Origin of the sequence: Amycolatopsis sp. NPDC006125 (assembly GCF_040614195.1) — a bacterium.
GTDB lineage: Bacteria > Actinomycetota > Actinomycetes > Mycobacteriales > Pseudonocardiaceae > Amycolatopsis_E > Amycolatopsis_E tucumanensis.
Window position 1 is genome coordinate 91,860 of the sequence record NZ_JBEXTZ010000006.1, and the last position, 19,941, is coordinate 111,800.

The 19,941-nt window shown below is 70.6% G+C and carries 19 protein-coding genes; 10 read left to right on the top strand and 9 right to left on the bottom strand.

What is annotated here, in order from left to right; translation table 11 throughout:
- The first annotated feature begins 16 nt into the window (after positions 1–16).
- Both ABZ193_RS05265 and ABZ193_RS05270 read left to right on the top strand, forming a co-directional pair.
- Positions 17–1,312 carry an ATP-binding protein gene (locus ABZ193_RS05265; RefSeq protein ID WP_354709028.1) on the top strand — a complete coding sequence of 432 codons (1,296 nt, stop codon included), beginning with the start codon at positions 17–19 and terminating at the stop codon, positions 1,310–1,312.
- Positions 1,309–1,695, top strand: coding sequence for an NUDIX domain-containing protein (locus ABZ193_RS05270; protein ID WP_020422300.1), 387 nt, complete (start codon positions 1,309–1,311; stop codon positions 1,693–1,695). The genes ABZ193_RS05265 and ABZ193_RS05270 overlap by 4 nt, the downstream gene beginning before the upstream one ends.
- 1 nt (position 1,696) lies before the next feature.
- Here ABZ193_RS05270 and ABZ193_RS05275 read toward each other — a convergent pair whose 3' ends face one another.
- Positions 1,697–2,191 (bottom strand): DinB family protein, encoded by a 495-nt coding sequence (locus tag ABZ193_RS05275; RefSeq protein ID WP_354709000.1) that lies wholly within the window; start codon positions 2,189–2,191, stop codon positions 1,697–1,699.
- Between the two features lie 65 nt (positions 2,192–2,256).
- Positions 2,257–3,222 carry a tryptophan--tRNA ligase gene (gene trpS / locus ABZ193_RS05280; protein ID WP_354709002.1) on the bottom strand — a complete coding sequence of 322 codons (966 nt, stop codon included), beginning with the start codon at positions 3,220–3,222 and terminating at the stop codon, positions 2,257–2,259.
- A gap of 293 nt (positions 3,223–3,515) precedes the next feature.
- On the opposite strand from trpS, the gene ABZ193_RS05285 reads away from it, so the two are divergent.
- Complete coding sequence (locus ABZ193_RS05285; RefSeq protein ID WP_020422297.1) at positions 3,516–3,815, top strand: YciI family protein; 300 nt, start codon at positions 3,516–3,518, stop codon at positions 3,813–3,815.
- On the opposite strand, the gene ABZ193_RS05290 is transcribed toward ABZ193_RS05285, so the two are convergent.
- Complete coding sequence (locus ABZ193_RS05290) at positions 3,812–3,973, bottom strand: hypothetical protein (RefSeq protein WP_157358800.1); 162 nt, start codon at positions 3,971–3,973, stop codon at positions 3,812–3,814. The genes ABZ193_RS05285 and ABZ193_RS05290 overlap by 4 nt on opposite strands.
- 137 nt (positions 3,974–4,110) lie before the next feature.
- On the opposite strand from ABZ193_RS05290, the gene typA reads away from it, so the two are divergent.
- Positions 4,111–6,024: a translational GTPase TypA gene (gene typA, locus ABZ193_RS05295; protein ID WP_085929378.1), complete on the top strand. Its 1,914-nt coding sequence runs from the start codon at positions 4,111–4,113 to the stop codon at positions 6,022–6,024.
- A 231-nt stretch (positions 6,025–6,255) separates the two neighbouring features.
- Positions 6,256–7,947 carry an ABC transporter family substrate-binding protein gene (locus ABZ193_RS05300; RefSeq protein WP_237336154.1) on the top strand — a complete coding sequence of 564 codons (1,692 nt, stop codon included), beginning with the start codon at positions 6,256–6,258 and terminating at the stop codon, positions 7,945–7,947.
- 271 nt (positions 7,948–8,218) lie between these two features.
- Here the strand turns inward: ABZ193_RS05300 and ABZ193_RS05305 are convergent, their stop codons facing one another.
- The 5 genes from ABZ193_RS05305 to ABZ193_RS05325 all read right to left on the bottom strand — a co-directional run bounded on the left by ABZ193_RS05305 (position 8,219) and on the right by ABZ193_RS05325 (position 14,180).
- Positions 8,219–9,271, bottom strand: a complete 1,053-nt coding sequence (locus ABZ193_RS05305) for an oligopeptide/dipeptide ABC transporter ATP-binding protein (RefSeq protein WP_020422294.1) — start codon at positions 9,269–9,271, stop codon at positions 8,219–8,221.
- Positions 9,268–10,353: an ABC transporter ATP-binding protein gene (locus ABZ193_RS05310; RefSeq protein ID WP_020422293.1), complete on the bottom strand. Its 1,086-nt coding sequence runs from the start codon at positions 10,351–10,353 to the stop codon at positions 9,268–9,270. The genes ABZ193_RS05305 and ABZ193_RS05310 overlap by 4 nt, the downstream gene beginning before the upstream one ends.
- Positions 10,350–11,288, bottom strand: a complete 939-nt coding sequence (locus ABZ193_RS05315; protein WP_354709004.1) for an ABC transporter permease — start codon at positions 11,286–11,288, stop codon at positions 10,350–10,352. The genes ABZ193_RS05310 and ABZ193_RS05315 overlap by 4 nt, the downstream gene beginning before the upstream one ends.
- Complete coding sequence (locus ABZ193_RS05320) at positions 11,281–12,261, bottom strand: ABC transporter permease (protein WP_020422291.1); 981 nt, start codon at positions 12,259–12,261, stop codon at positions 11,281–11,283. Before ABZ193_RS05320 ends, ABZ193_RS05315 begins: the two co-directional genes overlap by 8 nt.
- A 167-nt stretch (positions 12,262–12,428) precedes the next feature.
- Positions 12,429–14,180, bottom strand: a complete 1,752-nt coding sequence (locus tag ABZ193_RS05325; protein ID WP_020422290.1) for an ABC transporter family substrate-binding protein — start codon at positions 14,178–14,180, stop codon at positions 12,429–12,431.
- A 384-nt stretch (positions 14,181–14,564) separates the two neighbouring features.
- On the opposite strand from ABZ193_RS05325, the gene mshB reads away from it, so the two are divergent.
- The 3 genes from mshB to ABZ193_RS05340 are packed head-to-tail and all read left to right on the top strand — an operon-like array spanning position 14,565 to position 16,470.
- The gene (mshB, locus tag ABZ193_RS05330) at positions 14,565–15,395 is read left to right on the top strand and encodes an N-acetyl-1-D-myo-inositol-2-amino-2-deoxy-alpha-D-glucopyranoside deacetylase (protein WP_354709006.1); all 831 of its coding nucleotides are present in this window, start codon (positions 14,565–14,567) and stop codon (positions 15,393–15,395) included.
- Complete coding sequence (locus ABZ193_RS05335; RefSeq protein ID WP_020422288.1) at positions 15,396–15,767, top strand: hypothetical protein; 372 nt, start codon at positions 15,396–15,398, stop codon at positions 15,765–15,767.
- Positions 15,760–16,470 carry a hypothetical protein gene (locus ABZ193_RS05340; RefSeq protein ID WP_237336063.1) on the top strand — a complete coding sequence of 237 codons (711 nt, stop codon included), beginning with the start codon at positions 15,760–15,762 and terminating at the stop codon, positions 16,468–16,470. The genes ABZ193_RS05335 and ABZ193_RS05340 overlap by 8 nt, the downstream gene beginning before the upstream one ends.
- A 3-nt stretch (positions 16,471–16,473) precedes the next feature.
- Here the strand turns inward: ABZ193_RS05340 and ABZ193_RS05345 are convergent, their stop codons facing one another.
- The gene (locus ABZ193_RS05345; RefSeq protein WP_027936494.1) at positions 16,474–17,253 is read right to left on the bottom strand and encodes a site-2 protease family protein; all 780 of its coding nucleotides are present in this window, start codon (positions 17,251–17,253) and stop codon (positions 16,474–16,476) included.
- 213 nt (positions 17,254–17,466) lie between these two features.
- Here ABZ193_RS05345 and ABZ193_RS05350 point away from each other — a divergent pair, with 213 nt between their 5' ends.
- The gene (locus ABZ193_RS05350; protein ID WP_026153473.1) at positions 17,467–17,790 is read left to right on the top strand and encodes a WhiB family transcriptional regulator; all 324 of its coding nucleotides are present in this window, start codon (positions 17,467–17,469) and stop codon (positions 17,788–17,790) included.
- A gap of 135 nt (positions 17,791–17,925) precedes the next feature.
- Positions 17,926–19,863 carry a hypothetical protein gene (locus ABZ193_RS05355; protein ID WP_354709009.1) on the top strand — a complete coding sequence of 646 codons (1,938 nt, stop codon included), beginning with the start codon at positions 17,926–17,928 and terminating at the stop codon, positions 19,861–19,863.
- The last annotated feature ends 78 nt before the right edge of the window (positions 19,864–19,941 follow it).

Genomic DNA, 19,941 nt, shown 5'->3' on the forward strand with positions numbered 1-19,941 from the left:
GTGGGAACGCCGGTCCATGCAGTTCCGGATCACGGCGCCGGCCGCCGCGGTCACGCTCGCGTTCCTGCTCGGCCTCGCCATCGTGGCGGGGCGCGGCCTCGGTCCGCTGCGCGACTCCTCCGTCGACACCGAGCTGTCCGAGGCGCTCGCTCCCGCCGCCGCGGCCGTGTCCGCGGGGCAGCTGCCGGTGCCGCCGGACGGCGTGACTCTGCGCGTGCTCGACACCGCGGGCGCGCCGGTCGACGGCGGTCCGGTGGCCTCGCTCGGGCCGGGTGACGTGCGCGCGCTCAAGGCGGGGCAGTCGGTGACCGTGGACCGGATGCGGTGGCTGGGCGCGGTGGTGACCGCGCCGGACGGGCAGCTGCGGCTGGTCGCGGCCGGGACCGGGCTGGTGGGCCAGCGCGCGGCCGTGCACAAGGCGGCGACCTGGTTGCTGTGGGCGGCCGGGATCGGCGCGGTGCTGGCCGCGATCGCGACCTGGCTCGTGGTGCGGTTCGCGTTGCGGCGGGTGAGCCGTCTGCGCCGCACAGTCCGCGCGCTGCCGCCGGGGGAGCGGGTGCCGCTGCCCGAGGCCGACGACGAGGTGCGTGCGCTGGCGGCGGACTTCAACGCGCTGCTCGCGCGGCAGGAGGAGGCGGCGCAGCGGCTGCGGCGGTTCACCGGCGACGCCGCGCACGAACTGCGCTCGCCGGTCGCGTCGATCCGCGTGCAGGCCGAGGTCGCCGTCGCGAACCCCGATCCGGAGCTGGCGCAGGAGACGCTGGCCGACATCCTCGCCGAAGCCGAGCGGCTGTCCGCGCTGCTGGACGGGCTGCTGACACTGGCGCGGTCGGACGCCGGGGAGTTGCCGCCCGCCGAAGCGGTCGAACTGCTCACCGAGGCGCGCGCGGCCGCGGACCGGCTGCCGCCCGGATCGCCCGCCGTGCGCGTCACCGGGGTGGTCGGGCAGGCGTGGGCGCACGCGGCGCACTCCGAAGTCGAGCTGGTGCTGAACAACCTGCTGCGCAACGCCTGCCGGTACGCGTCATCGCAGATCGTGGTGTCGGTGCTGCCCGGCCATTCCACGGTGCGGCTGGTCGTGGACGACGACGGGCCGGGCATCCCGCCCGAGCACCGCGACCGCGTGTTCGACCGGTTCTACCGGGTGGGCGACGACCGCGCCCGCACCTCCGGCGGCACCGGCCTCGGGCTGGCGATGGTCGCCGAAGCGGTGCGGCGGCGCGGCGGGCGGGTGTCCGTCGGCGAATCCCCCGACGGCGGTGCCCGCTTCCAGATCGTCTGGCGATCGGCCGGTAACGTCTCCACCTCGTGAAGGTGATCGTGGGAGCGGCCATCGTGCGGGGCCGGTCCCTGCTCGCCCAGCAGCGCGCGTACCCGCGCGAGGTGGCCGGGCTGTGGGAACTGCCCGGCGGCCGCGTCGAACCCGGGGAGTCCGAAGTGGACGCCCTGCGGCGGGAGTGCCGCGAGGAGCTCGGGGTGGATGTCGTGGTCGGCTCGCGCGTCGGGCCGGACGTGCCGCTGCGGGCCGGGCTGGTGCTGCGGGTGTTCGCCGCCGCGCTGACCGACGAGCGCGCCCGGCCGGAGGCGCTGGACCACAAGGCGCTGCGCTGGCTCGACGCGGACGGCCTGGACGGCGTCGAGTGGCTGCCCGCGGACCTGGAACTGCTCCCCGACCTGCGGCGGTTGCTGACCTGAGTCAGCGTCCCGTTGCGCCGTCGATCAGTTCACGCAGGATGTCGGCGTGCCCGGCGTGGCGCCCCGTCTCCTCGATCAAGTGGGTGAGGGTCCAGCGCAGGGACGGCGCCGCGCCACGCCGCCCGCCCGGTCGCGGTCCGGGCGCGGACAGGTCCGGGCAGGCGGCGATCACGTCATTGGCGCGGGCCGTGGTGTCCTGGTAGGCGAGGACGACGTCGTCGGCGCTCTCGTCCGGTTCCGGGTGGAAGGTGGCCGCCCAGTCGCGAACCGGCTCGCCGAGCAGCCAGTGCCGTTCGACGTGGGTGAGGTGCTTGACGAGGCCGAGCAGGTTCGTGCCCGACGGCACGCCGGGGGTGCGGACCTGCGGTTCCGGGACGCCCTGCGCCTTCGCGACCACTGCGCCGCGCAGGTAGTCGAGGAAGCCCACGAGCACATCCCGTTCCGCGGGCCCGGTCCTCGGCGGGCGAGCGTCGCGGCGGCGCTTGGTGGACGGCATGGCCGCCACCCTGGCACGGGCTCTCCCCGGCGGGCACGGAAATTTGCCGGATCAGCAAGCCCGGGTCACATGCCCGCGCCGACGAGCCGCATCGCCGAAGTCAGGCGGTGCTCGCCGCGTTCGGCGGCCCGGCTCGCGCCCTCCTTGCGGATCCGCGTCAGCTCCGCCGGGTCCGCCAGCAGCTCCAGCGTCCGCTCCCGGATCGGGCGCAGCGTCTCGACCACCGCCTCCGCCACGGCCTCCTTCAGCGCCCCGTACGAGGAGAACTCCGCCGCTACGTCCGCGGGCCGCTCGCCCCGGCAGCCGGCCAGGATCTCCAGCAGGTTCGCGACCCCGGGACGCTCCTCCGGCGCGTACTCGACCGCGGTGAACCCGTCGGTGACCGCGCGCCGCACCTTGCGGCGGATCAGGTCCGGCTCGTCCAGCACGAACACCACCCCGGCCGCGTCCCGCGCGGACTTCGACATCTTCCGCGCCGGGTCGCTCAGGTCCCGCACCCGCGCGCCCGTCGGTGGCAGCACCGGCCGCGGCACCGTGAACACCTCGCCGTAGGTGCCGTTGAACCGCCGGGCCAGCGCCCGCGCCAGCTCCACGTGCTGGTTCTGGTCCTCACCGACCGGCACCTCCGCCGCGCCCTGCAGCAGGATGTCGGCGGCCATCAGCACCGGGTAGGTCAGCAGGCTCAGCCGCACCCCGGGCTGGCCGCTGCCCTTCTCCTTGAACTGGATCATCCGCGCGGCCTCGCCGTAGCTGCACGTGCATTCCAGGATCCAGGTCAGCGCGCCCAGCTCGCGGGACAGGTCCGACTGCACGAACACCCGCTCGGCGGGGATCCCGGCCGCCACCAGGATGGCCAGCATCTCGCTGGTCCGGCCGCGCAGCTTCCCCGGGTTGTGCGTGGTCGTCATGGCGTGCAGGTCGGACACGAAGTACAGGTCGTCCGGCCCGCCGTCGGTCACCCAGCGCTGGATCGCACCCAGGTGGTTGCCGAGGTGGGTGTGGCCGGACGGGGTGATCCCGGAAATTCGCATCGGTTGCTTCCTCGGGTCGGTGGCCACCCCCGCCACGGCCCCGGGAACGACGAAGGCCGCCTGCGTGGGCGGCCTTGTCGTGGGTTTCAGCGCACGTCGGAGGGACCGCCTGCGGGCGGCCACCAGAAGTTCACGATCGTACGCACACCGGCAGCGTAGCAGCGCCCGAAAGTAATATCCACATTGCCTTCCGGAAAGCAATTCTTTGGAATGTCGAACCGCTGTTGCACAGATTACTGGCAAATGGCTGAGAATTGTTTCCCGGGGGTCCTCGCCGGGGCTACCGTGAAGGTATGTACATCGTGCTGATCGACTACACGGCCCCGGTGGAGGAAGTCGACTACTACCTGGCCGACCACGCGAAATGGCTGGACCGGCACTTCCGGTCGGGCGAGTTCCTGACGGCCGGGCGGCGCACGCCGCATTCCGGTTGCGTCATCATCACGCGGCCGATGCCGCGGGTGAAATTGGAGGCGATTCTGGCTTCCGACCCGTTCCGCCTGCGCCGGCTCGCGCGACACGAAATCGTCGAATTCGGCGCCACCCGCACCGCGCCGGAACTCCGGCTGGTGAACGAGGCGCTCGCCGTCTAGGCCGCCTTCTTGATGTCCGCCTTCGCCCGCTGGAGTGCGAGGACCGGGCACTTCTTGCAGCGGGGCTTCGAGCGGCAGCACTTCTTCTTGACCTTGCCCGCCTTCATGAGCTTGCGCACGACCTTGCGCGGGTCCGCGTCCTTCTTGCCCAAAACCACCACTCCACGACTCGGGGGTGTCCTCAGGTTAGGTGAGCCTAAGTGATCATCCACCGTGGCACTGGTCACAATGTGGTACCGGGTATCCTGAACGGGATCGCGTATGCCAAAGCGGGCCCGCGATTCATCCCTTCGAAATGTTCAGGAGCCCTCGCGTGCCCACAGCTACCGCCGAGAAGGTCCGCACCGACCTCCGCAACGTCGCCATCGTCGCGCACGTCGACCACGGGAAGACCACCCTGGTCGACGCCATGCTGCGGCAGTCCGGCGCCTTCGGCGAACGTGCCGAGCTCGTCGACCGCGTGATGGACTCGGGCGAGCTGGAACGTGAGAAGGGCATCACGATCCTCGCCAAGAACACCGCCATCCGCCGCCAGACCGCCGACGGCCCGGTCACCATCAACGTGATCGACACCCCCGGCCACGCCGACTTCGGCGGCGAGGTCGAGCGCGGCCTGTCCATGGTCGACGGCGTCCTGCTGCTGGTCGACGCCAGCGAGGGGCCGCTGCCGCAGACCCGGTTCGTGCTGCGCAAGACCCTGCAGGCGGGCCTGCCGGTCGTGCTGGTGGTCAACAAGGTCGACCGCCCGGACGCCCGCATCGCCGAGGTCGTCGAGGAGACCCACGACCTGCTGCTCGACCTGGCCGGCGACATCGAGGACGCCGACCTGGACGCGGTCCTCGACCTGCCGGTGATCTACGCCTCCGCGCGGGCGGGCAAGGCGAGCCTGGAGCAGCCCGCCGACGGCGCGCTGCCGGACAGCGAGAACCTCGACCCCCTGTTCGACGTCCTGCTGCGCCACGTGCCGCCGCCCAAGGCCGACCCGGACAGCCCGCTGCAGGCGCTGGTCACCAACCTCGACGCGTCGAACTTCCTCGGCCGCATCGCGCTCATCCGCATCCACGCGGGCAAGCTCCGCAAGGGCCAGACCGTCGCGTGGCTGCGCGAGGACGGCTCGGTGCAGAACGTCCGGATCTCGGAGCTGCTGGTCACCGAGGCGCTGGAGCGGGTGCCCGCGCAGGAGGCCTCGGCCGGTGACCTGGTCGCCATCGCCGGCATCCCGGACATCACGATCGGCGACACGCTGGCCGACGTCGAGAACCCGGTGGCGCTGCCCCGGATCACCGTCGACGAGCCGGCCATCTCGATGACCATCGGCGTGAACACCTCGCCGCTGGCCGGCCGCAACGGCGGCGACAAGGTCACCGCGCGCCTGGTCAAGGCGCGGCTGGACCAGGAGCTGATCGGCAACGTGTCGATCCGCGTCCTGCCCACCGAGCGCCCGGACACCTGGGAGGTCCAGGGCCGTGGCGAGCTGGCGCTGGCGATCCTGGTCGAGCAGATGCGCCGCGAGGGCTTCGAGCTGACCGTCGGCAAGCCGCAGGTGGTCACCAAGACCATCGACGGCAAGCTGCACGAGCCGTTCGAGCGGCTCACGCTGGACATCCCCGAGGAGCACCTCGGCGCGGTCACCCAGCTGCTCGCCGCCCGCAAGGGCCGCATGGAGGACATGAGCGGGCACGGCACCGGCCGCATCAAGCTGGAGTTCGTGCTGCCCGCGCGCGGCCTGATCGGGTTCCGCACCGACTTCCTGACCGAGACGCGCGGCACCGGCATCGCGAACCACGTGTTCGAGGGCTACCACCCGTGGGCGGGCGAGATCCGCACCCGGCACAGCGGTTCGCTGGTCGCCGACCGGTCCGGACCGGTCACCTCCTACGCGATGATCCAGCTCGCCGACCGCGGCACGTTCTTCGTCGAGCCGGGCGCCGAGGTGTACGAGGGCATGGTCGTGGGCGAGAACCCGCGCGCCGAGGACCTCGACATCAACATCACCAAGGAGAAGAAGCTCACCAACATGCGCTCCTCCACCGGCGACGAGCTGGAGCGCCTCGCGCGCCCGCGCAAGCTGGGCCTGGAGGAGGCGCTGGAGTTCTGCGCCGCCGACGAGTGCGTCGAGGTCGCGCCGAACGCGGTGCGGGTGCGGAAGGTGACGCTGGAGATCACGCAGCGGGCCAAGGAGCGTTCGCGCGCCAAGTCGCGCGGCTGAGTTCGCCGGGCCGGGGGACGTCCATCGCGGTGGGCGTCCCCCGTTCCGTTTCCGGGGGGAACCACGACACGCTCAGCAACGTCAACCTTTCGGCGGTACCTGATCCGGTGACAGCGAGTCCCGGCCGGTCTGGCAATCTCGGTACCGCGGCTACAGGCCTTGTGACACCATCATGGGCTCATCAGGGGAGGCAGCGTGCGGGGAAGCGGTAAAGCGGCGGCACTGGTCACGGTGCTGCTGACCGCACTGGCCGCCTGCACCAGCACCCCGCCGCCGCCGGTCGTGACGTCGCCGGTGGCCCAGTCTTCGAGCCCCGCGGCGCCGACTGCGTCGCAGATCGTGATCGGCGTGGACGACATCGCGGGCGGTTACAACCCGCACAACCTGGCCGACCAGTCCACGATCACCACGGCGCTGTCGCAGATGCTGCTGCCGTCGGTGTTCCGGCCCGACGCCAACGGCGAGAACCAGCTCGACACCACGCTGATGCGCTCGGCCGAGGTCACCTCGACCGACCCGTTCACGGTCACCTACCTGATCCGGCAGGACGCCTCGTGGTCCGACGGCGCGCCGATCGCGGTGGAGGACTTCGTCTACCTCGCCGAGGCCATGCGCGACCAGCCCGGTGTCGTGCAGCCCGCCGGGTACCGCCTGATCAGCAACATCCAGCCCAGCGAGGGCGGCAAGGGCGTCCAGGTGACGTTCTCCGAGCCGTACCCGGGCTGGCAGACGCTGTTTTCGAACCTGCTGCCGCAGCACCTGCTGAAGGACGCGCCGGGCGGCTGGCAGGGCGCGCTGCAGGACAGCTTCCCGGCCTACGGCGGGCCGTTCTCGATCAAGACGCGGGACAACGCGCGCGGCGAGATCATCCTGGAGCGCAACGAGCGCTACTGGGACAAGCCGGCCGCGGTCGACCAGATCGTGCTGCGCCGGTCCGACGCCACCGGCCTGGCCGGCGCGCTGCGCAGCGGCAACGACCAGTTCGTCATGTCCCGCACCGACAGCGCCGGCCTGAACCAGTTCCAGGTGCTCGGGCCGAGCGTCCAGCTGGCCACGGTGGCCAGCCCGCGGGTGGCCGAGGTGCTGTTGCGCCCGGCGAACGGTCCGCTGGTGGACGACCAGGTGCGCGAGGCCGTGTCGGCGATCATCGACCGGAACAAGCTGATCGACGAGGGCACCGGGGGCGGTCCGTCGGCCGCCCTGCGGGCCGACGCGCAGGTGCGGTGGCCCTCGCAGGCCGGTTACGCGCCGACGATCCCCGCCGGTTACGGCGTGCCGGACCCGGCGAAGGCGGAGTCGCTGCTGACCGCGGCGGGTTACGTCAAGGAGGCCGGGATCTGGCGCAAGGACGGCAGGGCGCTCACGCTGGTCGTCGCGTCGCCGGGGCAGCAGGAGCCCTACGCGAGCATCGCGAAGGAGCTGAGCAACCAGCTCATCGCGGCCGGCATCCAGGTGAACACGCTGAACGCCCAGCCGCGGGACCTGTTCGCCAACCTGCTGGCGTTGCCGGTGAGTCAGGGCTCGACCGCCCCGACGGGCAACTCCGGCGCGGTGGGGGTCGACATCGCGGTGGTGCCACTCCCGGTGGGCGGCGACGCGGCGACGGTGCTGGCGTCGACGTTCGGCTGCCGCCCCGGGCAGTCCACGCCGTCGGCGAACGTGGCCGTGATACCCGCGAACCCGGCCGCCGTCTGCGACGAGAACCTGCAGACGACGATCGAAGAGGCGCTGACCGGGGAGAAACCCCTGGCGGACGCGCTGGCCGAGCTGGAGCCGAAGCTGTGGGCGCAGCACACGGTGCTGCCGTTGTTCCAGCTGGCCGACACGCTCGCCACGGGTCAGGGCATCTCCGGGATGACCGCGGGCCCGCCGCTGCTGGGCCCCTTCAGCGAAGCCGTGAACTGGACCCGCAGCCCCCGCTGACCCCGCAACGACGAAGGCCCCCGGGCGGAACCGGGGGCCTTCTTCTCGCACGAAACAGACCACAACCGCCACCCGGCAACGCCACGCACCAACCCCTTCGAGCCACCCCTCTCCCGCAACCCGATCCCCAGCCAAATCGGTTGCCGAGCCGCCGGGTCAAGGCACGCTTTCCCGCCTTGACCCGGCGGCTCGGCGACCGAACACTGAAAGATCGGGTTCGGGAGGGACTCTCTCGATCGGGGCGTAGCGAAGCGAAGCCGGCGATTGAGAATCAGATCAACTGCCGCGCCCGCGCGTAGTGGCAAGCCGCCGGGTGGCCCTGCCCCCGGTCGACGAGCAACGGCTCCTCGTCGATGCACTTCGAGCGCTCCGCATCCGTCAGCTCGTTCGCGAACTTCGGGCACCGCGTGCGGAACCGGCAGCCGCTCGGCGGGTTCGCCGGGCTCGGCACGTCACCGGTGATCACGATGCGCTCCCGCGAGCGCTCCTTGCGCGGGTCGGGCACCGGGATCGCCGAGATCAGCGCCTGCGTGTATGGGTGCGCCGGGTTCTCGAACAGCTCCTCCGACGGCGCCGTCTCGACGATCTTGCCCAGGTACATCACCGCGATGCGGTTGGCGATGTGCCGGACCACGGACAGGTCGTGCGACACGAACAGGTACGACAGCCCGAACTCCGACTGCAGGTCCTGCAGCAGGTTCAGCACACCGGCCTGGATGGACACGTCCAGCGCCGACACCGGCTCGTCCAGCACCAGCAGCTTCGGCTGCAGCGCGAGTGCCCGCGCGATGCCGATGCGCTGCCGCTGGCCGCCGGAGAACTCGTGCGGGTACCGGTTGCCGTGCTCGGGCCGCAGGCCGACCGTGGCGAGCAGCTCGCGCACCCGCTCCCGGCCGCCCTTTTCGTACAGGTTGTGGATCCGCAGCGGCTCCGCGATGATCTCGTTGACCGGCATGCGCGGATCGACCGAGGCGTACGGGTCCTGGAACACGATCTGCATCTGCCTGCGCAGGGACTGCATCTGCTTGCGCTGCAGCTTGCTCAGCTCGGTGCCCTCGAAGAACACCTCGCCCGCGGTGGCCGGCTGCAGGTTCAGCACCACCCGCGCGGTGGTCGACTTGCCGCACCCCGACTCGCCGACCAGCGCGAGCGTCTCCCGCTCGTAGATGTCGAACGACACCCCGGACACGGCCTGGACCTCGCCGATCTGACGCCGGATCAGCCCGCCGCTGCGCACCGGGAAGTGCTTGACGACGTTGCGGGCCGACAGCACGGGGGTCCGCTGGTCCTGCTCGGGCAGCACGCCGGCTGCGCTCTCGCTCATTCGGTCTTCTCCCCGGGGGTCACCGCGGCCACCGCGTCGACGTCGTCGACCGAGGTGGGGTTGAACAGATCAGTGGCTTCGCGGCCGGCCAGCTCGTCGCTGAAGTGGCAGGCCGCCTTGTGCAGACCGTCGGTGGTCGGCGCGAGCACCGGCTCCTCCCGGTCGCAGATGTCCTGCGCCATCGGGCAGCGCGGGCTGAACGGGCAGCCCGGCGGCATGTTGACCACCGAGGGCGGCGAACCCGCGATCGGGGTGAGCCGGTCGGTCTTGATGTCCAGCCGCGGCAGGCTGCCGAGCAGGCCCAGCGTGTAGGGCATGCGCGGGGTGTAGAAGATGTCGTCGACCGTGCCGGCCTCGACCACCTTGCCCGCGTACATGACCTGCACCCGGTCGGCCTGCCCCGCGATGACACCGAGGTCGTGGGTGATCAGCACCATCGCGGCGCCGGTCTCCTGCTTCGCCGCCTGCAGCGCGTCCAGCACCTGCGCCTGCACGGTCACGTCCAGCGCGGTCGTCGGCTCGTCGGCGATGATCACCTCGGGCCGGTTGGCGATCGCGATCGCGATCACCACGCGCTGCCGCATACCGCCGGAGAGCTGGTGCGGGTACTCCGTGGCCCGCTGCTGCGGGTTCGGGATGCGCACCAGGTCCAGCAGCTCCACGGCCTGCTTGCGGGCCACGTCCTTGCGCACGTCGTGGTGCGCGGTGATGGCCTCGGCGATCTGGTCGCCCACCGGGTAGACCGGGTTCAGCGACGTCATCGGGTCCTGGAACACCATCGCGATGCCGCTGCCGCGGACCCGCGTCATCTCCTTCTCGGACAGCTCCAGCAGGTTGCGGCCCTTGAAGTTGATCGTGCCCCTGACGCGCGCCGAGCGGGGCAGCAGGCCCATGATCGCCAGCGAGGTCACCGACTTGCCGGAACCGGATTCACCGACGACGCCCAGCACCTCACCGCGGCCGAGCTGGTAGCTCACACCGCGGACGGCCTGCACCAGGCCGTCGTCGCTGGGGAACTGGACGGTGAGGTCCTCCACCGAGAGGACGGGGTCGGCCGTCGTCTGGGAGTCGAACGAGGTCATGCGCGCACCTTCGTCTGCTGGGGGTCGAACGCGTCGCGGAGCCCGTCCCCGATGAAGTTGATCGTCAGCGCGATCAGGATGATGAACAGGCCCGGGAAGTAGAACAGCCACGGGCGGGTGTCGACCGCCGTCTGCGCGCTGCTCACCAGCAGGCCGAGCGAGGTGTCCGGCGGCCGCACGCCGAAGCCGAGGAACGACAGCGCGGTCTCCAGCAGGATGCCGATGGACACCAGGATCGTCGCGTTCACGATCACCGAGCCGAGCGCGTTGGGCACCAGGTGCCGGAAGATGATCCGGCCGTCACCGGCGCCGAGCGCGCGGGCCGCCTCGATGAACTCCTTCTCCCGCAGCGACAGCACCACGCCGCGTGCGACGCGGGACACGTAGGCCCAGTACAGGCCGGCGATGACGACCGCGATCAACCACCAGCTGCCGCCCGCGTTGTGGCCGAGCACGGCGGCGACGGCCAGCAGCGGCAGGGTCAGCACGAGGTCGGCGATGCGCATCAGGACGGTGTCGATCCAGCCGCGGTAGTAGCCGGCGACCGCGCCCCAGATCGTGCCGACGACCGTGGAGAAGATCGCGACCAGCACGGAGATCTGCAGGGAGATCTGGGTGCCGCGGAGCACCTGGGCCAGCATGTCCTTGCCGACCGCGTCGGTGCCGAACGGGTGCGCCAGCGACGGCGCCTCGGAGTTGTCCGGCGTGATGTCCTCGGGCCCGTACTTCCAGAGCCAGCCGCCGACGTAGGCCAGCAGCACGATCACGATCAGCAGGATCAGGCTCGCCACGGCCAGCCGGTGTTGCATGAAGCGGCGCAGGACCAGCTGGAACTGGCCGCGCTCCTGGACGGTGAACTCGCGCTCGACGGTGCCCTTGGGGCTGTCCTGCAGCTGGGCCGTCGCGGTGGATTCGGTGGTCGAAGGCTCAGGCATGGCGGATCCTCGGGTCGAGCACGCCGTACAGCAGGTCGGCGACAAGGTTGAACAGGATGACGAAGGTCGCCGAGATCAGCAGCCAGGCCTCGACGGCGTACACGTCGCTCTGGGCGATGGCGTCGAGCAGGAAGGTACCCGCGCCCTGCCACTGGAACACCTTCTCGGTCACGACGGCGCCGGAGATGATGGACGCGAGGTCCAGCGCGGTGACGGTGGTCAGCGGGATGAGGGCGTTGCGCAGCGCGTGCCGCCGCATCACGACGCCGCGGGACAGGCCCTTGGCGCGGGCGAGCCGCACGTAGTCGCTGTTGAGCACCTCGAGCATCGACCCGCGCTGGAAGCGGCTCCAGGAGGCGTAGGAGATCAGCGCCAGCGAGATGGTCGGCAGGATCATGTGCCCCAGCACGTCCGTGAAGTGCGCCCAGAAGCCGCCCTTCACGTAGATCGAACTCGCGCCGATCGTGTAGAAGACCTGGTCGCCGACGGCGTTGTTGATGTTGATGCCGGCCTGCTTCAGGAGCACCGCGAGCCAGAACGCGGGCATCGACAGGAAGAGGAAGCCGAAGAAGGTGGCCGTGTAGTCCAGCTTGGAGTACTGCTTCACGGCGCTGACGGCGCCGACGACGATCGCCAGGATCAACGCGATGACCATCGCGAGGAAGATCAGGCGGAACGTGACGCCGAAGCGGGAGATGACCTCGGAGCCGATGTCCATCGTCGAGTTGACGGACGGGCCGAAGTCGCCGCGGAAGATGCCGGTGATCCAGTTCCAGTACCGCTCCATCAGCGGCTGGTCCAGGTGCAGCCGGTGGGTCTCGGCGGCGATGGTCTGTGGTGGCGGTGGCGGATTTCGGGTGATGAGGTTGCTGAGCGGGTTGGCCGACAGCGACACCATCACGAAGACGACGAACGTCGACAAGATGAGGATCGGCACCGACACGAGCAGCCGGCGCAATGCGAAGGCGAGCATGGAGGTCTTCCTGCTGAAGTTCGACCAGCACGCCGCTCGTGACGGCGGAACCGGGCGGCGCGACCTGTCTAGTTGTGGTGGTTTTGTGCGGTTAGGGGGTGGGGGAGACCGGCGTCGCCGGTCTCCCCCACCGAATTACTTCTCAGTAATGTACTCCGGTCAGGGGGTCAGCCCTTCCGGATGCCCCATTCCTGCATGTTGTAGACCGGCCCGTCGAGGGTCGAGTTGTTGCGGATGTTGGCGATGTTGTCGTACGACGCGATGAAGGTCGGCTTCTGGTACAGCGGAAGCACGTACGCGTCGTCGGCCATGATCTGGTCGGCCTGGTTGAGCAGCTCCGCCGCCTTGGCCTGGTCGGTCTCGGCGTTGGCCTGCGCGATCAGGTTGTCGACCTGCGGGTTGGAGTACTCGCCGTAGTTGCTCTCCGAACCGGTGGTCCAGTTCTGCTGAGCACCGGAGAACGGGAACGGCGAGGCGACCCACGCGAACACGATGATGTCGAAGTCACCGTTGCTGGTGGTGTCACCGAGGTCGTCGGTGGGGATGATGTCCACCTTGACGCCCAGCTGGCTGGCGGCCTGCTGGAACAGCTCGCACTCGTTCTGGCGGATCTGGTTGCCCACGGTGTAGCGCATCCGCAGGGTCGGCACCGCCGCGCCGCTCGGGTCGATCAGCTGGTCGCCCTGCAGCTTGTAGCCGGCCTCGGTGAGGATCTGCTTCGCCTTGTTGATGTCACCCGTGCCCTGGCCGGTGGACGAGATGACGTCCTTGTAGCCCTCCTGGCCCGGCATGAAGTTGTGGTTCTGCAGCGGCTTCACCTTGTCGGTGAACTGGCCGACGGTCTTGTTGATGATGCCCTGGACGTCGACCGCGGTGTAGAGCGCCTGGCGCAGCGCCTTGTTGGCCAGCGCCGGGTTCTTCAGGTTGAAGTCGAAGTGCTCCCAGGTCAGGCCGAGGCCGATGTAGGAGGACACGTTCGGGATGTTGCGCACCTGGTTGACCAGGTCGACCTGCGGCTGCGGGTAGATGACCTGGACCTCGTTGTTCTGCAGGGCCGTCGGCTCCTGCGAGGCGTCGGTGATGATCCGGAAGATCACGCGCGACAGCTTCGGCTTGGCGCCCCACCACGCGGGGTTCGGCACCATGGTGACCGACACGTTGTTCTGGAAGTTGTCGATCTTCCACGGACCGCCGGACCAGGTCGGGACGGTCTCGCCGAACCACTTGTACGACTCGGCCAGGCCGGCCGGGGTGTTCAGGTCACCGTGCTGGGCGGCCAGGTGCGCGGGGTACATCGCACCGGTCGAGCTCCACAGGACCTTCCAGTCGGTGAACGGGTTGGTGAAGGTCACCGTGACCGTCTTGCCGCCGTCCGAGCCCACGACCGAGGCGATCCGGTCGTAACCGGAGGTGCTGGCGGGGGCGCAGTCCGGGCAGTCCTTGCCGTTCTGGACCTTCCAGTTGTAGATGAAGTCGTCCGCCGTGATCGGCGTGCCGTCGGACCACACGGCCTTCGGGTTGATCTTGTAGACCACCGTCTGCGGGTTCGTGCTGGTGATGTCGGCCGAGGTCACGAAGTCCGTCGCCAGCGTCGGCTTGAGGTCCGGCGTCGTGTAGAAGGTGTAGGGCAGGATGCCCTTGGTCACCATGCCGGTCTCGAAGACGTTGCCCTCACCGGACGTGACGTTCCAGTTCGGGATGTTCTTCTCGATCGCGAAGGTGACGTCACCGCCGTCCTGCAGCTGGTCAGCGGCGGCCGAGTTGCACGCGTTGGCGTTGGCGTCGCACTCGGCGAAGGCCTGGCCGGTCTGCACACCGCTGTTGTCACCACCGCCGCCGCCACACGCGGCGAGGACCAGCGCGGCGGTCGCGGCGAGCGCGCCGATTCTGGCGGCACGTGACTTGGTCTTCCCTAACATTCATTCTCCTTGCTCGACGCCGTCGTGGGTAGCGAGGCGGCCTCGTCCTGTGGCGGCGAACTGTCGAGGTGATCGAGTTTGCCCACCGTAGTCGTGCAACCTAGGCAGCGGAACAGCCGAGACGGCCACTCAGCGTGAGATTGTGATGGAACAGTGACGCGCGGTCCCTCACTCGAACGGGGGACGAGTATCGCCGTTCGTGGCCGCCGGTCCTGCCCACCGGATCTCGGTGCACGGGCACCCCTTCTTGGATTTCCCCTGCTACGGCGCGGTGCGTAGCTCGGGGGAGAATAACCGACGCGTCCCACTTTGTGGACCCCACGAAAGGACTAGTCATACGCCTGTGACAGGAACGCCACACAATCTTCTAATTAACCTGAAGTCGTGACCGCTACCTCCGCACGCAGGCTCCTGCTCGTCCACGCCCACCCAGACGACGAGAGCATCACCACCGGCGGGACCATCGCCCGCTACGCCGCCGAAGGGGTCGAAACGACCCTCGTGACCTGCACACTCGGCGAGGAGGGGGAGATCATCCCCAAGGCGCTCGACCAGCTCGGCGCGTGGGCGGCGGACCAGCTCGGGGGCTACCGAGCGGGGGAACTGGCGTCCGCCGTCCGGGCGCTCGGGTTGACCCGTCAGTGTTATCTGGGAGGTATCGGGCGCTGGCGTGATTCGGGCATGGCGGGCACGCCCTCGGCCGACCACCCGCGGGCGTTTTCCGGAGGAGATCCACATGAGCAGGCCGCCCAGTTGCGCGCCGTTCTGGACGAGACCCGGCCCCATGTGGTGGTGACCTACAACGACTTCGGTGGGTATGGGCACCCGGACCACATCCGGGCACACGCTGTAACCATGCTCGCCGTCGAGGACGCCCCCTACGTGCGGCGGGTCTTCCACATCGCCGCGTCCCGCGACGCCCTCGCCCGCGGGGTGGCGCGCCTGCGCGAGGAGCCCGGCATGCCGTGGCGGCTGCCCGCCGACGGCGAGCTCCCGGTCACCCCGGACGAGGAGATCACCACCGCGATCGACGTGCGCGACCACCTCGACGCCAAGATCGCGGCGCTGGCCGCCCACGAGACGCAGATCAGCGTGCAGCCCCCGGCGTTCGCGTTGTCCAACGGCATCGCGCAGCCCATCGACGAGGTCGAGCACTATGTACTCGTGCGCGGCCCGGCGGAGGGCGCGGAGCGCGACCTGTTCGGAGGGCTGTAGGTGTCCAGGCTGCTGCTGGTGCTGCTGGTGCTCGACGCGGCGCTGCTGGCGGTGCTCGAGTTGTTCTTCCTGCCGCTGTACGTCGGCGGGACCATCCCGTTCCCGGTGACCGTGCTCGTCGCGGCGCTCACCACCCCGCTGCTCGTGCGGCTGGCCGGGCGGCTGGTGGCGCCGCGGGCGGCGTTTGCGCCGCTCGTCGCGTGGGTATTGGTCATAGTGATCGTCGGGCTGTTCGGGCCCGGCGGGGATCTCGTGCTGCTGCAGGACTGGCGAGCGTTGCTGCTCATCGCCGGCGGGGCACTGCCGGCGGCCATGAGCCTCGGTGGCGCGCTCGCCGTACCGCCGAAGAAGGGTGCTGCCAGCCGTGGGTGAAGCGATTTCCGATCGTCAGGTCGTCGGCGTGCTGCGCCCGGTCGTGCGCGCGTCCGGCCCGGTGCTGCACGCGCTGCGCACGCCGGGACGGCTGGAGGGCCTGGCTTCGGTGCGGGTGCCCGGTTCGGCCGCGTGGGAGGCGACCGACCGCGACGGCCACATCGACTGGTGGGTCAACCGCCTCGGCAGGCTGACGTCTCTGGTCACCTCGATCCCCGGCCTCGGCGGCGCGCTCGCCGACCGGTTGCCGGTGCAGGACGCGCTGGGCACGGCGGCGCAGGCGCTGCTGCTGACCGCCATCGCGGAGGAGTACGGCGTCCGCGACGTCGGCGAGAAGGTCCGGCTGGTCGCCTGGGTGCTCTTCCAGCGCGACATCGATCCGGCGCTCGCCGCGGGCAAGAACGAGGAGTTCGACGCCGCCGACGAGGACGCCGAGACCGCGAAGCTGGCCGGCGAGTTCTCCCAGGCCGAGCACCGGCCGCGCCGCATCACGCTGAAGTCGGCGGGCAAGACGCTGTGGCGCATGGGCCGCTCGCTGCTGGCCATCACCGACGAGCTGGAGAAGCGGCCGCACGGCCGGTTCTACCACCGGGCCGTCGGGATGCTGCCGGTGGTCGGCCTGGTCGGCGACTACCTCGGCGAGCGCAGCGGGCTGAAGCGGGTCGTGCGCCGCGCGGACGAGTGGCTCGCCCGCGCGGCCTGAACCTCAGTGGCGCCAGAACAGGAAGGTGTACTGGCCGACCGCCGCCGCGACGTCGTCGCCGCCGACCGCTCCGTAGATGAACGTGACGAGGTCCCAGAACGCGTCGCCGACCGCGGGCACCGCGAACAGCAGGGCGAACAGGACCAGCGGCGCCCACGGCCGCGCCTTCGCGCCGAACTCGCGCGCCTCCGGTGACAGGTACGGCTCGATCGCGCCGTAGCCGTCGAGCCCGGGCACCGGCAGGATGTTCAGCACGAACGTCGCGATCTGCAGCAGCGCCAGGAACGACAGGCCCGCCAGCAGGCCGATCGGCATCGGCACCAGCATCACGACCACGGTCAGCACGATGCCGATCAGCAGGTTGGACAGCGGCCCGGCGAGCGACACCCAGGACGCGACGCCGCGGGTGCGCAGCGCCCAGCGGTTGATCCACACCGCGCCACCGGGCAGCGGGATGCCGCCGATGAGCAGGAAGACGAGCGGCAGCACGATCGACAGCACCGGATCGGTGTAGTGCCGGACGTCCATCGACAGGTAGCCCTTGGAGGCCACCTCGTAGTCGCCGCCCTTGAAGGCGACGAAGGCGTGCCCGAACTCGTGCAGCGTGAGTGAGAGCACCCAGCCGGCGATCACGAGGATGAAGACGCCGGCTACCACCATCGGGTCTTGGTCGGAAGTGAGCAGTGTGCTCGCGTCACCGAACGCGGCCAGTAGGCCACCCACTACGGTGAGTGCGAGAATGCCGAAGAAGACAGGACTTGGTCGGACCGCGGATCGTTGCACGGGGTCCAGTCTGTCGCATCCTGGCGAGTTGATGTTCGGCGTGTCCGCTTGCGCGACGGGGCAGAAGCATCCCCCAACCTCGCTACTCCGCTTGACCTAGCCTCATTACACGGGTGTAATCACAGTGCTGTTATTCGTTGCTGCAAGGGGGCGACGGTGACGGCGATGCAAGACCGCCAGCCTGGGGAGTGCGTGGAAGCAGAGGAGGCGGACGTGCGGTTGGAATCCGACGGAAGGGATTGGGGGAACGTCGTGGAGTGGCGAGAAGGCCCGGAGGTGGAGCTGGGCGAGCTCGTCGACCTCTTCGACAACGACGAGCCCCCCGAGTGGCAGGACCGCGCACTGTGCGCGCAGACCGATCCAGAGGCGTTCTTCCCGGAGAAGGGCGGCTCGACCCGTGAGGCGAAGCGGATTTGCCAGGGCTGCGAAGTGAAGGGCGAATGCCTGGAGTACGCGCTGGCCCACGACGAGCGCTTCGGCATCTGGGGCGGTCTGTCCGAACGGGAGCGTCGGAAGCTCAAAAAGCGGGCTGTGTAAGGAAATTTAACGCCTGCTTCACAACGAGGTGACAGGTCTCCGCGTGCTCGTGCGGGTGCGTGGAGTCACGGTCGGCTCAGCTAGGCTGGCGCGGCAGAAGATCCTCACCGATCGCCGCCGCCCACTGGAGAAGCCTTGCCCGACAACGTGAACGTCCCGGACAGGACCTCGAAGGTGGCCAGGATCGCCCCGGTGGCGGGCGTTTTCGTGGTGCTCGCCGCGCTGGGGCTGTCGGTGAACGCGGGACGATTGGGGTTCGACCTCGCCGGCGGACGGCTCCTCGAAGCCGGTTCGCTGAGCGAGGTCTGGTCGGCTTACCTCGCGGGCTGGCACGCCGTGAACGGTGGCACCGCGAGCGCCGCGCCGGCCGCGCTGGCCGTGCTCGGCACCTTCGGTGCGGTGTTCACGCCGCACGGGTTCGTGTCGTTGTTGATGATCGCCGACGCTCCGCTCGCCGGGGTGTCGGCGTTCTTCGCGACGCGGCGCTTGCCGGTGCAGCCCTGGGTGCGCGCGGTGATCGCCGCCGCCTACGGGCTGCTGCCCGCCGCGACCGCCGCGGTGTCCCAGGGCCGGCTCGACGTCGTGGCCGCCCACATCCTGCTGCCGCCGGTGATCGCAGGCATCGCGGGCGTGCTCGCCGATCCGGGGCAGCGGTGGCTGCACTCGTCGTCGCTGTGCGCGCTCGGCCTGGCGTTGCTGGGCGCGTTCTCGCCGCTGGCGCATCTGCTCGCGCTGGCCGGGCTGCTCGTCGGGTTCGTCGTGCTGCCCTCGCCGGCGCCGCTGCTCAAGCGGGCCGCGTCGGTGGTCATCGTCGTGCTGGTGCCGCTGGCGTTGCTGATGCCGTGGCCGACCGTGCTGGTGAACCACCCGGCGCTGGTGCTGCACGGGCTGAGCGGGCCGGGGGATCCGGTGACCGCGGTCGACCTGGCCGGGCTGGACCCGGGCGGCGCCGGGGCGTGGCCGGTCGGGCTCGCGTTGCTGCTGGCGGCCGTGATCGCGTTCGCGGTGCGGCCGGGCCGGGCCGCCCGTGCCGGGCTCGCCGTGGTGGTGCTCGGCGTCGCCGGGCTGCTGGTCGTGCGGCTGGTGGAAGTGGCGCCGCTGCAGGGCGGGCCGGTGTCGCCGGGTTTCGCCGGGGTGCCGCTGCTGGTCATCGGGGCCGGGCTGCTGTGGATCGTGCTGTCGGCTTGCCGTGGCGCGGTCGGAAAGCCCTTTCTCGCCGGTGGCGGGGTGCTGCTGGTGGCGCTGGCCGTCGGGGTCGTCGTGGCGGGCAGCGGCGGGCCGCTGCACTCCGGTGGCGGGCCTGCGCTGGCGCAGGACCAGGCCGACGAGCTGGCCCGCACCGGCCGCTCGGTGCTGGTCCTGGACGCCGGGGACGCGCCCGCGCTGCAGACGGGCGGCCGGATGCCGCGGTTCGGGGACGAGCAGCTGGCGGTGAGCGCGGCGACGCCCGCCCGGCTGGCCGGGTGGCAGGACGCGCTGACCGACCCCGAGCCGGGCCGGACCAGGGCCGCGTTGTCCGGCGCCGCGGCGTCTGGGGCGCTGTTCGTGGTGCTGCCCGCGGGTGCCGATCCGCGCCCGATCGTCACGATGGCCGGTGACCTGGCGTCGTCGGTGGCGCCGACGTCCGACGGGCGGCCGGTGCTGCGGCTGCTCGAGCCGGGCGGGCAGGTCGTGTTGATCCCGCCCGGGGTGGCGCGCCAGGCGGTGACGTCGCAGGCGCCGACGAGCACGCTCGGGGTGACGCCGGTGGACGCGCAGCTGCCGGACGTGCGGGTGCGGGTGTCGGAGGGCGTGCCGGGGCGGCTGCTGGTGCTGGCCGCCGAGCACGAGGACGGGTGGCGCGCGCAGGTGGACGGCAAGCCGGTGCCGGTCGTGCCGGCGTGGGGGCACCAGGTGGCGGTCGCGGTGCCGACCAGCCAGGCCGAGGTGACGCTCGAGCACCCGTCGACGCTGCGGGACGTGCTGCTGCTGGTCCAGATCGCGGCCGCGCTGTTCACCCTGCTGACCGCGGTGCCGACCAGGCTGCGCGAACCACGCCCACTGGAGCCGACAGCGGAGCCGGCGCACTCCTGAGCGATCCGGCAGGCCCGCGCAGGACGGTCGCGAGGCACGTGCCGCGGCGGAGCCGCTGGAGGGCCGGCGGTGGCGCCG

What these genes read in the sequence shown, in the direction of transcription:
- ABZ193_RS05265 (WP_354709028.1), top strand. Translation starts at nt 17, where the DNA reads ATGCAGTTCCGGATCACGGCGCCGGCCGCCGCGGTCACGCTCGCGTTC.
- ABZ193_RS05275 (WP_354709000.1), bottom strand. Translation starts at nt 2,191, where the DNA reads ATGCCGTCCACCAAGCGCCGCCGCGACGCTCGCCCGCCGAGGACCGGG.
- trpS (WP_354709002.1), bottom strand. Translation starts at nt 3,222, where the DNA reads ATGCGAATTTCCGGGATCACCCCGTCCGGCCACACCCACCTCGGCAAC.
- ABZ193_RS05285 (WP_020422297.1), top strand. Translation starts at nt 3,516, where the DNA reads ATGTACATCGTGCTGATCGACTACACGGCCCCGGTGGAGGAAGTCGAC.
- typA (WP_085929378.1), top strand. Translation starts at nt 4,111, where the DNA reads ATGTTCAGGAGCCCTCGCGTGCCCACAGCTACCGCCGAGAAGGTCCGC.
- ABZ193_RS05305 (WP_020422294.1), bottom strand. Translation starts at nt 9,271, where the DNA reads ATGAGCGAGAGCGCAGCCGGCGTGCTGCCCGAGCAGGACCAGCGGACC.
- ABZ193_RS05310 (WP_020422293.1), bottom strand. Translation starts at nt 10,353, where the DNA reads ATGACCTCGTTCGACTCCCAGACGACGGCCGACCCCGTCCTCTCGGTG.
- ABZ193_RS05315 (WP_354709004.1), bottom strand. Translation starts at nt 11,288, where the DNA reads ATGCCTGAGCCTTCGACCACCGAATCCACCGCGACGGCCCAGCTGCAG.
- ABZ193_RS05320 (WP_020422291.1), bottom strand. Translation starts at nt 12,261, where the DNA reads ATGCTCGCCTTCGCATTGCGCCGGCTGCTCGTGTCGGTGCCGATCCTC.
- ABZ193_RS05325 (WP_020422290.1), bottom strand. Translation starts at nt 14,180, where the DNA reads ATGTTAGGGAAGACCAAGTCACGTGCCGCCAGAATCGGCGCGCTCGCC.